We start from the raw sequence: 13703 nt of genomic DNA on the forward strand, positions 1-13703 counted from the left end.
GAGTTAATGATTTTACTCGGTTTGATACACATTTAGGTACATAACTATCAACTATGGCAAAATTAGAAAATAAAACGAAAGAAAACCCGAAATTGGAGCAAAATACGCTTTCTGACGGTCGGATAAGTCTTTATCTTGAGTATTATCTTGGTAGAGAAGAAACACCAGTTTTGGACGAAAACGGCAATCCGGTTTTGTACGAAACAGGTAAGATGATGGGTAAGCCCAAGGTACACATTAAGCACAACAGGCGAAAAGAAAATTTGCAGTTGTATTTGATAGCTAAGCCTCGTACTCCAGCGGAACGGCAAAAGAACAAAGAAACGCTTGAACTGGCTGCCAAGATCCGTGCAGAGCGTGAACAGCAATTTAAGGAAAGCATGCTTGGTTATCGTCTGAAGAAGGATAGAAATATCAATTTCTTGGACTATTATCAGGCTTACATAGACAGTTATACGAAGAAAGACTTGAGAATGATAAAGATAGCCTTGAATCGTTTTAAGGATTTTCTGAAAGAGCAATATCCACTTTATGAGTTTGGCATTAAGCCCGACTTGATAACCAAGGATATGATGGAACAATTTGTTGAATATCTGCAATCAAGAAGTGTGGGTGAGGGAGCAAAGAGTATTTACCAGCGTTTCAAGAAAGTGGTGCGTTATGCTATCGACCACGAAATGATGTTGAAAGACCCTTGCAAGGGTGTGGTGTGCAAGGTTGACGAGCAGATTTTGCGCAAGGATGTGCTGTCTATGGACGAAATCCAATCTTTAATCCAATGCCATTATGACAACGAGAACCCAAATGTTCGACGAGCATTTATTCTATGTCTATATTGCGGTCTGCGTTTCTGTGATGTAAAAGACCTAACTTATAAGAATATTGACTACACCAACCACCTGTTGAAGTTTGAGCAGAATAAGACCAAAGGACATTCGGCGCATAGTGGTGTTGTCATTCCTCTGAACGATGGATTACTTTCATTGATAGGTGAAGCACCTAACGACTTGAATACCTCCATTTTCAATCTTCCCTCGTATGAGAGTTGTTGTAAATCTGTGAAACGGTGGGTAAAACGTGCAGGAATCAACAAACACATTAGTTGGCATTGTGCCCGCCATAGCTTTGCAGTAAACATCCTGAATAATGGTGCAAATATCAAGACTGTTGCCAGTCTATTGGGGCATAGCGGATTGAAGCATACCGAGAAATATACTCGTGCTGTTGACAAGTTGAAGGAGGATGCCATCAATAGCCTGCCAGCTCTCAACCTATAGTATTGAGCCATTTGCTGGCGAAGGGAGAATAAGTTAAGTCTACATTGCCTATATAGCAAAGATGCATATCAAACTATAAAAGGCACGGTACATATTGCAAAACATGGCAAACTATCCGTTTTTTAGTTAAATAATATTTATAATGTACATTTTTGTACATCAAAATAAATCTATTTTAGGTAAATATTATATCTTTGCACAAAATCTGTACAATTATGTATATCATAAAGAAGACAAGCAATATAGAGTATGAAGATATCTCGTTAAGAGAAGCTCTGAAAGAGTTCCTTCAATCTAATGGGATACCAGTTTCTGCTTTAGCAGAAAAATTAGGTATTGATCGTCGTTTTTTAGAAAGATATATTTCAGAAGGTGGAGATATTAAATTTGCACAAGCCATAAAAATAATGCAAGTCTTAGATATAGAACCTGCAAAATTTATCCAAGGGTTTAAGAATGATCTTGAAGGAACATCAGAAGAAATTTCTGACGAGTCAACAAAGTTGTCATTTTTATATTCAAGGTTTGATATTCCATCCTTAAAAGAAATCGGTCTTATAAAGAAAAGAGCGAAAATAGATGAAATAAGAGATCAAATTTGCTCCTTTTTTGGTTTCCAAAATATATATGAGTATGATACTTTCGCTATACTTCCAGAAGCTCTTTTTAGTAGGTCAACTCGTTATATTAAAGAACAGAAATCCACAAGGATGAACGAGTTCTGGCTAAAATGCTTATACCATTCTTTTAAGAAAATAGATAATCCAAATCCATTTGACAGAGAATTGTTGGAAGAATTCGTTAAACATATCTATGAGTATACTACTGATGAAATTCACGGTTATGAAAAAGTGATATTGGTATTATATAAATTAGGTGTTACGGTTTTAACCCAACCCTATGTTTCGGGAACAGGAAAATATGGTGCAACTATGATAATTGATGATAAGCCATGTGTTGTTATAACAGACATGAATAAGAAATATCATAAGTTATGGCTGTCTTTGCTTCATGAATTGTATCATATTTTGAACGATTACGATATGCTTCAAAAAATAGCATACCATATTACCAGTACAGATAATCCAGACTTGTTTTTGAATGAGGAAAGTGCAGATACATTCGCATTGAACATGTTAATTAAACAGTCTGATCGGGAAGAATTACCCAAGATAATACGTCTTGGTCATATGGTTATGAAGGCTGCAAAAACGATTCATGTACATCCATCTATTATTTATGGTGTATATTTGGAAGGGCTAGATAGTAAAAAACAATCGGCAGAATTTAAGAAATATGGTTCTTCAAGTTGTCTGATTGGCACTGAGAAGGCCATTAAAAATGTAGTTTTCGATCCAATTGGTTTGCAAGACCTGAGAAAGGCAATAGAAGTAATGCGTAAAGAATTTAAAAATGCAGTATAATTATGGATAATACAAAAAGAAAAGTTGAAGAGTTGATGACTGCTATCGATAGGATAGTAGATAGTAGAGAATCAAAAGCAGATCTCTTTGGATTTGATGAAGAACGAGAGAGCTTGAAGGAAAAACTGGGAATTTCCACACATAATCCACAGCAAGTATACAATCTCTTTTATGGAAATATTCAATCATTTTTATCTAACATTCTTCCTAAGGATGCTGCAATAAATGCCCCCATAAGGAATTTAGTATGCACACTGTTATCTCATAACGAAAGGGAGAATATCACCTCGGGCAAAAGAGGGGCTGATTCTAGGATGGCGTCAAATGAAGATATGGAAGAACTTATTGATATTTTTTATAAGTGGTCAGAAACACCTAATGACTTGTTTGGACTGGCTAATATTTTATTAGAAAGGAACAAGGAACTAAAATACATTCCAGAGGACAGGACTTTACAAGATTACGTATAAGATATTAATAGTTTTTAGATGGAAAATGAACAAACATAAGGAGAACTAGACATTTGACTGCAAGAGCATTCAAATAGACCCGAAGGTATTGGCTATTCCCATCGTTGCATTTGCAAAAATCATTTCTTTAACTTCCGATAATATGCACTTATAAGAATCATAGAAAATATGAAACCAGAAGAAAAGGCACGAGTTATCATCGACAGAATGTTCGAAGAAGCAGGCTGGAAAGTTGTTGATAGAGATAAGTATGCTCCAAATATGACGGCTGTGGCTATCAGGGAAGGATTGATGGTTGGTAATAGGGAAGCCGATTATTTGTTGTTTCTCAACGGCAAAGCTGTAGGGGTATTGGAAGCTAAGCGCATAGAAATAGATATAAATTCTGATATAGTGCAAGAACAAGCTCGCTTATATACACGTAGTTGTCCTAAGTGGTGCCAAGCATGGTTCCCTAATTTGCCTTTACCTCTTGCCTATGTTGCGAATAGTAGAGACTTGATGTTTTATGATACTCGAAAGAGTAACTCTGAATTTGAGTACTGTAAGAAAATTCATACTCCTAAAGAAGTTAAAAAGTTATTAGGCTTGGAGGATGATTATGTTGGCTTACCCACGTTAAATCCCAAGGGATTGCGTGCATGCCAGTATGAAGCCATTACGGAATTAGAAAAATCATATCGTAATGGTGAAAATCGTGCTTTGATGGTTTTAGCAACAGGTGCAGGGAAGACATACACAGCTTGTTTGGCTGCCTATCGCATGTTAGCTTTCACGCCAATGAAGCGCATCTTGTTTTTGGTGGATAGGAATAACTTGGGCAAGCAGGCTGAAACAGAATTTGGTACATTCCGTTTGACAGAGAATGGCGACCCATTCAATACTATTTTTACGGTTAATCGCTTGAAGTCTTCAAGCGTACCAGCGGATAGCAATGTGGTAATATCCACTATACAACGACTTTTCTCATTGTTAAAGGGTGACGAAATTACCGATGAGGAGGAGGATGAAGAAATAGAAGATAGGGAAATAATGCTCCCAGAGAATCCTAACCTTCCTTCAGATTTCTTTGATATGATAATTATTGATGAGTGTCACCGCTCTATTTATGGCAATTGGCAGAAAGTCCTCAATTATTTTTCAAAAGCAAAGTTGATAGGATTAACAGCAACACCTGTTCCTGAGACGAAGGCTTTCTTCAATAATAATATCATTGTAAATTATACATTAGAAAGGTCTATTATTGATGGCGTAAATGTTGATTGTCGTGTTTATCGTATCAAAACGCAAGCAACAGAGAATGGAGGTGCGATTCTCGAAGGTGAGAAAGTGAAACGGGAAACCCGTTATACGGGAAAAGTCCAGACACTCAATAATCAGGAAACAAAAAACTATACACGCGAAGAACTGAACCGGAGTATTGTCAATCCGGCACAGATAAAACTGATATTGGAAACTTACCGTGATGCGGTATATACGGAGATGTTTACCGACCCGCAGCGTGAGCCGAACTTGGATTATCTGCCCAAGACACTGATTTTTGCACTTAATGAAAATCATGCCACTAACATTGTGCAGATAGCAAAAGAGGTGTTTGGACACAATGATAATCGTTTTGTACAAAAAATTACCTATTTGGCAGGTGATAGCAATGAGCTGATACGACAGTTTCGCAATAATAAAGATTTCCGTATTGCCGTAACTTGCACATTGGTGGCAACAGGTACGGACATTAAACCTCTTGAAGTGGTAATATTTATGCGTGATGTAGCCTCGGAACCCTTATACATTCAGATGAAGGGACGAGGCGTGCGTACTATTGGCGACGAACAACTCCGTAACGTCACTCCTAATGCGTATAGTAAGGACTGTTTCTACTTGGTTGATGCAGTCGGTGTTACAGAACATGAAAAGACTGTTACCGGCCCCTCAGATGGTGCAACCACCCAACTAATCTCATTGAAAGAACTCTTGGAGAAAATATCGCATGGTAATGTAAGTGATGATTATCTGCGTTTATTAGCAAGTCGCCTATCTCGTATCAGTCATAAATGTGAGGAAAAAGACCATGAAAAGTTTATTAGTCTTGCACATATCAGTATGGTTGATATAGCATCAAACATCTTTGATGTGCTCGAAAATGGCTCTTTACCAGAATATATCAATGTAAATGAGCCAAACACCGTCCGTAAAGCGTTAGTGTGCAATATTGCCAATTATCCCGATGCACGTGAGTTCTTATTGATACTCAATACAGGTTTTGTCGAAACTTTGATGCCGGGCGAGGATACGCTTATATCAAAAGGCTTCTCACAAGAAGAGGCACAAATCACCACTTCTGCTTTTGAAGCCTATTGTGAGGAACATAAAGATGAAATAGAAGCATTGCGCATCATCTACAATAATCAAGGCGAGCCACTTACTTATGCTATACTGAAAGATTTAGAGAATAAATTGAAGTTTGCAAGCAGTAAGTTCAACACTTCGTTGCTTTGGAATTCCTATGCTATCATCAATCCGCAAATGGTGAAACATTGTTCAGCAAAAGAAGAAAAAGAAGCACTTACAAACATTATCCAGTTAGTGCGTTATGCTTTCCATCAGATAGAACGGCTTGAAAGTCTATATCCATCAGCCAGTCAAAGGTTTAATCTTTGGTGTGGACAGAATCAGCGTCCTCTGACAGAAACACAGCTTGGGGTGATGCACCAAATTTTCAACTATATTGCATCGAATGGGTATTGCACGGTTACAGAAATAAAAGACAATGACAAAACACAGGCAGCACAACTTATCCGCGCCTTTGGCGGAAAAGATTCTGCAAACGAAGCGTTGTCTTCATTATCACAATTTATTATTTACAAAAAAATAGCTTAATATGGCAACAAATATATCAACAGAGCAAGCACTTACCAAAAAGGTTTGGAATTTAGCAACCACGCTATCAGGACAGGGTATTGGATATACCGACTATGTTACTCAGCTCACTTATCTTCTCTTCCTTAAAATGGATGCTGAAAACGAGGAATTGTTCGAGGAAACATCCTCTATCCCTGAAGGCTATCGCTGGAGTAATCTGATAGAACTTGATGGTTTAGAATTGATAGAGCAATATGAGAAAACGCTGAAGATACTTAGCGAGCAAGACAATCTTATCGGTACCATTTTCACAAAAGCACAGAACAAGATTGACAAACCAGTCTATCTGAAGAAAGTAATTTCAATGATAGACGAGGAGCAATGGCTTATAATGGATGGCGATGTGAAAGGTGCTATCTATGAGGGTATTTTGGAAAAGAATGGTCAAGATAAGAAGAGTGGCGCAGGGCAGTATTTCACCCCTCGACCTCTTATCCAAGCAATTGTAGATTGTGTGCAACCTAAGATTGGCGAAACGGTGTGTGACCCAGCTTGTGGTACAGGCGGATTCTTGTTGGCTGCATACGATTGTATGAAGCAACAATCACAAGATAAGGACAAACGTGAATTCTTGAACAATAAGGCATTGCATGGTGTTGACAACACTCCGTTGGTTGTTACCTTGGCTTCTATGAACTTGTATTTGCATGGCATTGGTACTGACCGTAGCCCTATAGCGTGTGAAGATAGTTTGGAGAAAGAGCCGGACACCTTGGTAAATGTTATCCTTGCCAACCCTCCTTTTGGTGAACGAACAGCTGGTTCTGTTGATATCAATCGCCCCGATTTCTATGTAGAAACCAAGAATAATCAGCTCAATTTCTTGCAACACATGATGCTGATGTTGAAAACAGGTGGGCGGGCTGCCGTGGTTATACCTGATGATATTCTTTTTAGAGATGGAGCTCATGAAACAGTGCGTAAGAAATTGTTAACAGACTTCAACCTACATACCATCTTACGTTTGCCCACTGGTATTTTCTATGCACAAGGGGTTAAAGCCAACGTGTTGTTCTTCACAGAAGGACAACCTACAAAAGACATTTGGTTTTATGATTATCGCACAGATGTAAAGCATACTTTGGCTACTAACAAGTTGCAACGTCATCATCTCGACGATTTTGTGGCTTGCTATACTGCCATTCCTCGTGTTGAAACCTATAACGAAGATACAGCCCGTGATGGCAGATGGCGTAGATATACTATAGATGATATTATGGCTCGCAATAAGACAAGTCTTGATATTACGTGGATAAAGGCTGGCGGTGAGGAAAAACAATTCACATTAGATGAGCTGATGACAAATATCACTACCCAAGCTGGTAACATTAGTGAGGCGGTAGCCGAATTGCAGAAGTTAATGGCAGGAATTAAAGAATAGACGGAATGGACGAGAACATTATATTAAGTCAAGAGCAGCAGTTTGACGAGGTAATCAACATCATTTTGCAGCATCAGAGTCGTGCTTCAAGGGCAGTAAATGAAGAAACGCTGCTTATGGCTTGGAATGTGGGTGGCTATGTTTCCCATAAATTGAAATCAGAAGAATGGGGCAGCAAGGTGGTTGCTCAACTTTCTGAATATATCCGCACGAAGCAACCCAAGCTGAAAGGATATAGCAGAAGCAGTGTGTACAATATGGTGCTGTTCTATGAAGAATACTCTTCGGAAAAATTCCTATCCACTGCATCGCATTATCTGTCCAAAGAATTTGCGCAGACAAAAACTGCACAAATTGATGATAATACTTTTGCGCAAGACGATCAAAGGACTGCCGACTTACCTGTGCAAATTGTCCAGCCAAGAATTGGACAATTCCCAAAACTGCTCACGCTGACTACTTTGACAAATCATATAGAAATATTATGTCGTTGCAAAAGTAGTGAAGAACGATTGTTCTATATCCTGTATGCTCACAAAGAGCATTTGGTAAAAAGAGAACTCCAGCGCAGCATTGCCAATCAGACTTACACGACGTTGTTAGGCGATAAAAAGAATATGTCGAAGGGCTTATTACAAACTTATCCTAATTCTCCTGTGATATTTAAGGATACTTTGTTTGTAGATTTCCTCGGACTTCCTCAAAAACATAGCGAAACACGGTTGAAGAAAGGCTTGATAGAACACATGAAGCAGTTTATCCTTGAGCTGGGTAAGGATTTTATCTTTATGGATCAAGAGTATAACCTCAATGTAGGCGCATCAACTTTCAAAGCCGACTTGTTGTTCTTCCATCGTGGCTTGCAGGCTCTTATTGCGGTAGAACTGAAAAAGACAAAGTTTCATCCTCGTGACCTTGGACAGTTAGAATTTTATCTCGAAGCACTCGACCGTAATGTAAAACGCAGCAACGAGAACCCCTCTATTGGTATTTTGTTATGTCCGGATGCTGACAAAATAGTGGTAGAATATGCTATGAGTCGCAGTATGAGCCCGACCTTGATAACAGAATACAAACGTATTCTTATTCCGCAAGAGCGTATGCAAGAACAACTTAATGAGTATTGCGACCTGTTCTTGGAAGAGCAAAATACCACAAACGATTAATTGGTAAATCATGGACACGAAGAAATTACGCCAAAAGATATTAGATCTCGCCATTCACGGCAAGCTTGTCCCCCAAGACTCGAACGACGAACCAGCCTCCGTTTTCCTCGAACGCATCCGTGCAGAGAAGGAACGCTTGATAAAAGAAGGGAAAATCAAGCGTAGCCGGAAGTCAACCAAGTCTTCCGATACACCCCATTATGAGCAAATGCCCTTAAAATTGCCACAAGGATGGGTGTGGACTACGTTGGGAGAGATTGCATCAAGCATATTGTATGGAGTTAGCGAATCTGCTAAAAATAAAGGAGCATACAGGTTACTCCGAATCACTGACATTCAAAATAACAAAGTAAAATGGCAAACAGTTCCTTTTACAGACTATGATGATAGCAAGGCTCAGGCTTATTTATTAAAAAACGGTGACATCTTATTTGCAAGGACAGGTGCGACAGTTGGCAAATCATACCTAGTGGGAGATATATCCGAGCCTTCTATATACGCATCGTATCTCATTCGATTACGAATGCCAGCTGCAATACCACCATCTTACATCAAATTTTTTTTTGAGTCAGATTTTTACTGGGAGCAAATTTCGATAAATTCGGTAGGCATTGGACAACCAAATGTTAATGGGACAGCATTAGCGAATTTGTCTATACCCCTCCCCCCTCTTGCTGAGCAAACTCGTATTGTGGCAGAAATAGAGCGTTGGTTCGCTTTTATTGATACGATTGAGCAAGGGAAAGAGAGCTTACAAACTGCTATCAAGCAAGCAAAGAGTAAAATCCTTGACCTTGCCATTCATGGCAAACTCGTACCCCAAGATCCGAACGACGAGCCAGCATCGGAACTGCTCAAGCGCATCAATCCCAAGGCTGAAATTACTTGTGATAACAGGCATTATCCGCAGTTGCCTGCAGGATGGGTAATTACATCAATGCAAAATGTATGTAATTTAGGAAATGGAGAGAAGAAGTATAATAATGAGATGATAAACTTGGATGTAAAATATCTGAGAGGCATGTCTGCTGGGAATATGATAAAGACGGGTAAATATATTCCTGCTGAGTCTTTATTGATTTTAGTTGATGGAGAAAACTCTGGAGAAGTATTCCGAACTCCTACTGAAGGCTACCAAGGTAGTACATTTAAGCAACTACATATCAATAAGAACATGGATGAAGAATATGTGTTATACATTATCAATTTACATAGAAAGACACTACGTGAAAATAAGATAGGTTCCGCTATCCCACATTTGAATAAGAAGCTATTTAAGGCTATTGAAGTACCAATACCTCCTTATCAAGAGCAAACGAGAATAGCATCTGCAATAAATGCAACATATCAAATACTTGATACTATTGAGGAGAGTTTATAGGTTCCCCTCAATAGTATTTAGAGACTTCCAAATTCTATGAATAACTTTAATAATTTTTCTTTGTTCCAATAGTGGGGGAATAGGTATTGCTAATTTTGAATATTCTGAAATCCAATAACGTTTATGAGTATCACTAATTAATCTCGTAACACTCATAAATAAAACAACATATTCAATTTCCACTTCATGATGTACTTGTAAAATCTTCATAGCAGATGACTTTACCTTAAAAGGTAAATTCACCAATCGTGATTCTGTTGTAAAATCATCAAAGATAATGCAAGGTAATCTGTTATAAATACCATCAGTCTCATTTGTATAACCTATAACAAACGATTTTCCAGCAGTTAAAACAGGAGTTGGATAATTATCATTGTATGCAGTCGATTTTACGATATACTTTGTTGGTTGCTCATATTCTATTATGTCCCCAAGCCTACAAGTGGCCCATCCTGCAGGCAACTTCGGATAATGCCTGTTATTCTTTATTATATTGTTGCTTTATTCATTATAAATCAATGTAATATGGTAACAACATTTCAAAAACATCTTGCCAAAACAAATTTGGCAAAAAACACTATCACATCGTACGTATGGACAGTGAATTACTTTCTTGCTCACTATAAAGAGGTGAATAAGAAGAACCTATTGGCTTACAAAGGGTATTTAGTAGAAAACTTCAAGCCACAGACAGTGAACCTGCGTTTGCAAGGTATCAATAAATATCTTGAGTTTACAAAGCAGGATAAGCTTAAAGTGAAGTTTGTCAAAGTGCAGCAAAAGAACTTCTTGGAGAATGTTATTAGCGATGCCGATTATAGGTTCTTAAAGACGAAGCTCAAAGCAGATGGATACGATGAATGGTATTTCGTAGTTTGGTTCATGGCAGCAACCGGGGCACGTGTCAGTGAACTGCTGCATATCAAGGCTGAACATGTACAGACAGGCTATCTCGACTTATACAGCAAAGGTGGAAAGATAAGGCGTTTGTACATTCCTAAGAATTTGCGAACGGAAGCAAGCAAGTGGATAAACGAAAAAGGATTAACCTCTGGGTATATTTTTCTCAATCGTTTTGGCAATCGCATCACAACACGTGGTATAGCCCAACAGCTCAAACACTTTGCAGAGAAGTATGGTATCAATAGAGATGTGGTCTATCCCCACTCCTTCCGCCATCGCTTTGCAAAGAATTTCCTTGACCGTTTCAACGACCTTGCATTATTAGCTGACCTTATGGGGCATGAAAGTATCGAAACCACTCGCATCTATCTACGCAGGACTGCGAGTGAACAACAGAAAATTGTGGATAAAGTGGTGAATTGGTAATTGCTTTGCAAGCATGGCCCGATATGGCTATGCTTGCAAAGATTGCTCTATAGTATCAAAAACTGTAAATAATTCCTCTATCTTTTTCACAATACGCTTTTGTTCCGAAAGAGGAGGTAAGGACACTTTAATATTTTCCATTTTTGATTTGTTGATAATTGATATAGTTACAGCCGACGATAACAGTTGAAGTTCATTATAAAATGAAGGTGATGCACATATATAATATAGAAATAAAGAGTTCACCGCCTCTGAAGGTATTGCGCTATTGATTTGTTGGTTGGTTACCCCCTCCTGTATAAGGTATCCAACTTTACCTATAGAACCAATGCAACAAACGGCGGTACTCCCCATTGGAACAACTCTGGAGACCTTCTTACCTGCCTCTGACACATGTTCTATAGACTTCTCTAGAAATCGTCCAGCATCTAAATCTGCAGGTTTATAGAAAAGAACATCACCACCATAATAATTCGGATTTGATTTACTTGGCGTAGAACCTGTTATTATTATACTAATATCTTTGAGTCTACATATACACCACCCTTGTGGTAACTTCTCACTATGCCTGTTATCACAAGTAATTTCAGCCTTGGGATTGATGCGCTTGAGCAGTTCCGATGCTGGCTCGTCGTTCGGGTCTTGGGGTACGAGTTTGCCGTGAATGGCAAGGTCAAGGATTTTACTCTTTGCTTGCTTGATAGCAGTTTGCAAATCAGTCTCACCTTGCTCTATAGTATCAATGAGTTTGAACCAGCGTTCTATTTCAGCAGCGATACGTTGCTGTTCTTTAAGTGGTGGGAGAGGGATATGTAAGTCCGTAAATATTTCTTTATGAACTCTTTGCTGCCCAACCACTCCCTTAAAATATTTCGTGCCTTCGTGTAAATACCAATCTGATTTAAATAGATATAAATAGAACTTTGCATAAATAACAAGCGGTCGCAAAATAACCAATTCTGTTGTCCCTGCTCCATATCCATTAGGCAGATTTTTAAATACTACCGATTTGCGATTTTCAAAACAAGGTGATATTTTTGCGATACCGATATCACCGTCTTGAAAATGGCAATATCCCTTTTTGACATCCCTCCATATACGCTTAATATACGAATGCCGCCCTGTAAATCCATCTTCGACAAGTGCCATTGGTATGAATCCTATTTGCCGTTCTTCGTCAAGATTTGACTTTGGATTGAGATTGAATATATCCGAAGCTTTAACCATCACCCAGTTTTCTGGCACCTCAAACGGCACCTCCTGCTCATAATGGGGTGTATAAGAAGAATTAGACCAATCTCTCTCTTCACTGGTATATAATAAGTAAAGAAGTGAGGGTATACTACTTAACTGTATCAGAAAAGGTTACTGATAACCAACTAAAAGTATCTGATAGGGTGACTGATAACCGAAAGGTAATAGTGGGGAAAGTTGTAGCCAAAGCATTAGAAAATGGTAATAAATTAACATCAAATCGTATTACCATCTTGCAATTAATGGCTGAAAATCATTATATTACCAAGATAGAACTTGCTGCTGTAGGAATCAGTGTCACCTCTATCATGCGCAATATCGAATATATGCGTAATAAGTACCTTCGTCGTGTTGGACCAGATAGTGGTGGCTTTTGGGAAATCATAGACTAAGATGCAGCGCACCAGCCCAACCAAACGAGAATTTTGGTTGGGCTGGCTTCGTATAGGGTTATTTCAATTTGTTCTGCATTAAGCTATCTGCCTTTTGCTTCAATTCCATATCGTAACCATCGGATTTTTCCTTGATTAGCTTGATTATCTTTTCATTGCGATGAATGTCAAACACATCATTGAGCCATAGGATTTCCTTTGGACTGCAACCTCTCCATACCCTGATGATAAGGAATTTCAAGGCATCATCCTTGTATTGCTGTTTACTTTGCCACAAGAAGTAATTGCCGACCAAAGAAACAAAACAAAGGACAGATACTGCTACCATATAAGTAAAGACTTTCGAGGACTTAATGTCAAAGCTGTGCCTGTGAATATGTTCCTGCGGTATTGGATGTTCTTTCTTCTCCTGCTATTCGTGCAACATAGTTAAGACGCTTGCTACCAATTTGTCCATAGATTTAGCCTCCTCGTCCTTGATGCGCACTTGTACACCAATATACTTGTTAATCACCTCTTTTGTTCGCTGTTCATACTGATTGAGCAATTCCTGTTCCATCTGTTCGTCACGTTGTACAGGTGCAGATTGAACAGGGAGGGAAACAGAACCGTTCTCCTTTTCTTTCAGTTCCTTTAGTTCCCTGTAAATTGTTTCCAACTTGTTTTTGATTTCCTCGAAGAGGACGAATGTATTATTATCTGCCATAGTT

At 38.6% G+C, this 13703-nt stretch carries 11 protein-coding genes and 1 pseudogene; 9 read left to right on the forward strand and 3 right to left on the reverse strand.

What is annotated here, in order from left to right; genetic code table 11:
- Nucleotides 1-53 precede the first annotated feature (53 nt).
- From D464_RS0108475 to D464_RS0108505, 7 genes are all read left to right on the forward strand, one after another.
- On the forward strand, nucleotides 54-1277 hold the full coding sequence (locus tag D464_RS0108475) for a site-specific integrase (RefSeq protein ID WP_018911021.1): 1224 nt from the start codon (nucleotides 54-56) through the stop codon (nucleotides 1275-1277).
- Nucleotides 1278-1492: 215 nt separating this feature from the next.
- On the forward strand, nucleotides 1493-2701 hold the full coding sequence (locus D464_RS0108480) for a helix-turn-helix domain-containing protein (protein ID WP_018911022.1): 1209 nt from the start codon (nucleotides 1493-1495) through the stop codon (nucleotides 2699-2701).
- 2 nt (nucleotides 2702-2703) lie between these two features.
- A complete protein-coding gene (locus D464_RS0108485) occupies nucleotides 2704-3171 on the forward strand; it encodes a hypothetical protein (RefSeq protein ID WP_018911023.1) in 468 nt (155 codons plus the stop codon).
- Nucleotides 3172-3339: 168 nt separating this feature from the next.
- Nucleotides 3340-6048 (forward strand): type I restriction endonuclease subunit R, encoded by a 2709-nt coding sequence (locus tag D464_RS0108490; protein ID WP_018911024.1) that lies wholly within the window; start codon nucleotides 3340-3342, stop codon nucleotides 6046-6048.
- A gap of 1 nt (nucleotide 6049) precedes the next feature.
- The gene (locus D464_RS0108495) at nucleotides 6050-7471 is read left to right on the forward strand and encodes a type I restriction-modification system subunit M (protein ID WP_018911025.1); all 1422 of its coding nucleotides are present in this window, start codon (nucleotides 6050-6052) and stop codon (nucleotides 7469-7471) included.
- Nucleotides 7472-7476: 5 nt separating this feature from the next.
- The gene (locus D464_RS0108500; protein ID WP_018911026.1) at nucleotides 7477-8637 is read left to right on the forward strand and encodes a PDDEXK nuclease domain-containing protein; all 1161 of its coding nucleotides are present in this window, start codon (nucleotides 7477-7479) and stop codon (nucleotides 8635-8637) included.
- A gap of 10 nt (nucleotides 8638-8647) precedes the next feature.
- Entirely contained in the window at nucleotides 8648-10018 is a 1371-nt protein-coding gene (locus D464_RS0108505; protein ID WP_018911027.1) for a restriction endonuclease subunit S, read from the forward strand.
- Here the strand turns inward: D464_RS0108505 and D464_RS12600 are convergent.
- Nucleotides 10013-10480: a restriction endonuclease subunit S gene (locus tag D464_RS12600; RefSeq protein WP_018911028.1), complete on the reverse strand. Its 468-nt coding sequence runs from the start codon at nucleotides 10478-10480 to the stop codon at nucleotides 10013-10015. The two genes, D464_RS0108505 and D464_RS12600, sit on opposite strands and share 6 nt — an antisense overlap.
- A 63-nt stretch (nucleotides 10481-10543) precedes the next feature.
- On the opposite strand from D464_RS12600, the gene D464_RS0108515 reads away from it, so the two are divergent.
- On the forward strand, nucleotides 10544-11347 hold the full coding sequence (locus D464_RS0108515) for a tyrosine-type recombinase/integrase (protein ID WP_018911029.1): 804 nt from the start codon (nucleotides 10544-10546) through the stop codon (nucleotides 11345-11347).
- 27 nt (nucleotides 11348-11374) lie between these two features.
- Here the strand turns inward: D464_RS0108515 and D464_RS0108520 are convergent, their stop codons facing one another.
- A complete protein-coding gene (locus D464_RS0108520; protein WP_018911030.1) occupies nucleotides 11375-12574 on the reverse strand; it encodes a restriction endonuclease subunit S in 1200 nt (399 codons plus the stop codon).
- Nucleotides 12575-12678: 104 nt separating this feature from the next.
- Here D464_RS0108520 and D464_RS13255 point away from each other — a divergent pair, with 104 nt between their 5' ends.
- Nucleotides 12679-12993: a hypothetical protein gene (locus tag D464_RS13255; protein ID WP_238309171.1), complete on the forward strand. Its 315-nt coding sequence runs from the start codon at nucleotides 12679-12681 to the stop codon at nucleotides 12991-12993.
- A 58-nt stretch (nucleotides 12994-13051) separates the two neighbouring features.
- Here the strand turns inward: D464_RS13255 and D464_RS12605 are convergent.
- A pseudogene (locus tag D464_RS12605) lies at nucleotides 13052-13699 on the reverse strand (hypothetical protein).
- Nucleotides 13700-13703 lie beyond the last annotated feature (4 nt).

Source organism: Prevotella veroralis DSM 19559 = JCM 6290 (genome assembly GCF_000377625.1).
In the GTDB taxonomy this organism is placed as follows: domain Bacteria; phylum Bacteroidota; class Bacteroidia; order Bacteroidales; family Bacteroidaceae; genus Prevotella; species Prevotella veroralis.

Bases quoted from the DNA above. Each gene is read 5' to 3' on its own strand.
- D464_RS0108490 (WP_018911024.1), top strand. From the start codon at position 3,340: ATGAAACCAGAAGAAAAGGCACGAGTTATCATCGACAGAATGTTCGAA.
- D464_RS0108505 (WP_018911027.1), top strand. From the start codon at position 8,648: ATGGACACGAAGAAATTACGCCAAAAGATATTAGATCTCGCCATTCAC.
- D464_RS0108515 (WP_018911029.1), top strand. From the start codon at position 10,544: ATGGTAACAACATTTCAAAAACATCTTGCCAAAACAAATTTGGCAAAA.
- D464_RS0108475 (WP_018911021.1), top strand. From the start codon at position 54: ATGGCAAAATTAGAAAATAAAACGAAAGAAAACCCGAAATTGGAGCAA.
- D464_RS0108500 (WP_018911026.1), top strand. From the start codon at position 7,477: ATGGACGAGAACATTATATTAAGTCAAGAGCAGCAGTTTGACGAGGTA.
- D464_RS0108520 (WP_018911030.1), bottom strand. From the start codon at position 12,574: ATGGTTAAAGCTTCGGATATATTCAATCTCAATCCAAAGTCAAATCTT.
- D464_RS0108495 (WP_018911025.1), top strand. From the start codon at position 6,050: ATGGCAACAAATATATCAACAGAGCAAGCACTTACCAAAAAGGTTTGG.
- D464_RS0108480 (WP_018911022.1), top strand. From the start codon at position 1,493: ATGTATATCATAAAGAAGACAAGCAATATAGAGTATGAAGATATCTCG.
- D464_RS0108485 (WP_018911023.1), top strand. From the start codon at position 2,704: ATGGATAATACAAAAAGAAAAGTTGAAGAGTTGATGACTGCTATCGAT.